The sequence below is a fragment of the Pseudoalteromonas luteoviolacea DSM 6061 genome, from assembly GCF_001625655.1.
Lineage (GTDB): Bacteria > Pseudomonadota > Gammaproteobacteria > Enterobacterales > Alteromonadaceae > Pseudoalteromonas > Pseudoalteromonas luteoviolacea.
Map to the genome: position 1 here is coordinate 1 of NZ_AUYB01000149.1, position 1,644 is coordinate 1,644.

Annotated in this window: 2 protein-coding genes and 1 pseudogene; all 3 read right to left on the reverse strand. The window is 35.9% G+C overall.

The window, feature by feature from the left end; translation table 11 throughout:
* Positions 1–132: pseudogene (locus tag N475_RS25625) on the reverse strand (transposase); the annotation flags it as partial.
* A gap of 159 nt (positions 133–291) precedes the next feature.
* Positions 292–810 (reverse strand): hypothetical protein, encoded by a 519-nt coding sequence (locus N475_RS23595; RefSeq protein WP_063366060.1) that lies wholly within the window; start codon positions 808–810, stop codon positions 292–294.
* Positions 794–1,498: a hypothetical protein gene (locus tag N475_RS25970; protein WP_063366061.1), complete on the reverse strand. Its 705-nt coding sequence runs from the start codon at positions 1,496–1,498 to the stop codon at positions 794–796. The genes N475_RS23595 and N475_RS25970 overlap by 17 nt, the downstream gene beginning before the upstream one ends.
* Positions 1,499–1,644 lie beyond the last annotated feature (146 nt).

Consider the following 1,644-nt stretch of genomic DNA (forward strand, 5'->3'; position numbering starts at 1 on the left):
TCTTCGATGTTCATATGACTTGCCCGTAGCTTTATCTTCTCCGCATAAATACGCTCGCCTTACGCATCTAGAGATACAGTGATAGTACTTGGTATCCACCAAGCTAACTTGTCTACTTCGTGCTGTTGCCATGAATTGAACGCCTAACTTTTAACCGTTATTTAAAGATAGGCGACACTCAGTTTTTTACCAAATTTATGATGGGTGTCTAATTAAAATTCCATGGCACAATAAATTTGCTTAACTTGACATAAATGGAGTCTCTATATATGCCATAATTATTTCCGCACTCTAGTCAAGACAACCTCCAGACTTATTAATTAAAAAAATATAGATTTCCTTTAGTATTTTCCCACCAGCTAAGCTTTGCCACTCAGATTCAAAGAATTGATGTGAAACATCCTTTATGGATATCTTATAGTTACAGCTCACGTTATTACTAGCGAGAAGAAAATCATAGCCTTTTAGAGAGTCCATTTCCCTATCAATATATACTTTTAACTTCTCGTAATTCTCATCACTAACTTTAATTTTTTTCTGCAACTCTCTAGCCTGAACATACTTCTGTTGGCTCAAAGCAGCTAGTAAACTTTCATGACTGTCAACCTCTGAGAGCCAATAATTTATAATTGTAACCAATACGCAAGAACAAGTGACTATAAAAAAACGCTTTCTATTTAAAACAACAACAATGAGAAAAACTAACAAAAAAACCAGCCCACCTCCTTTAAAAATAAGCATAGGATAAAAAATTAAAAAACAGAAAAGCGAAATAAAAAAAGCTAAAAAATTACTAAAAATAATCATCATATTTACTGTAAAAATAAGAGTGTGATAAATCTGGCTTTGAATTGTATAATCTATAAACCGGCCGTGATGTAGCATATAATGCCGCACTGGTCGCTATTTGGTATATATCATCATGAATACCTCCCCCGAAAAAATTTCTTAAATGATATTCTTTCCAGCCCATTACGTTATAAACCCTATGATGTAAACCTTCATGGATTAGTAGATCTGTCAATTGCAATAGATTATAACGATACCTGCCTTCACTAACATTCGTAGATATTAGTATTTTATTTGTTCCTGAAAGAGCTTGCCCGTCAGCACTTATATTAGCAAAGTCTATTTCAAGACCCTTAAGTAAATCTGGATATTCTAAATTGACTAAGTCTACGGCTTGAGCAAAGTTTTTAAGGTTTTGCTTTTTGACCTCTTCCATCTCAGATTTAGTGGTGAATTGCTTACCTTGTTTCTTCACCTTCCCAGATTCTGCTGCCCCCCAATCCTGCCTCATAGCACTCGTAAACGCCGCACTATAAGCGCCATTTCTAAACTTACCTCCTGTTACCTCAGAAATAGTACCACCAACAGCGGCTGAAATAACAACATTTGTAATTGGGTTCTGAGTGTAATTTCCTCCTCCCCCAAGTAGCCTATTTAGACCTGCGGCCCAAAATCCATGACCAAAATTCCCACCATTAACATCAGCCATTATTCCGCCAACAACACGAATTTAACATGACACCCATTTTAACTTACCACAGCACTAAACATGTTCCTAAACAGGGAAAAACAACGCCTAATAGTAATATGCACTTCAATTGCTCGGCTATTTTCTCCAATGAGCTATAAAAGCAG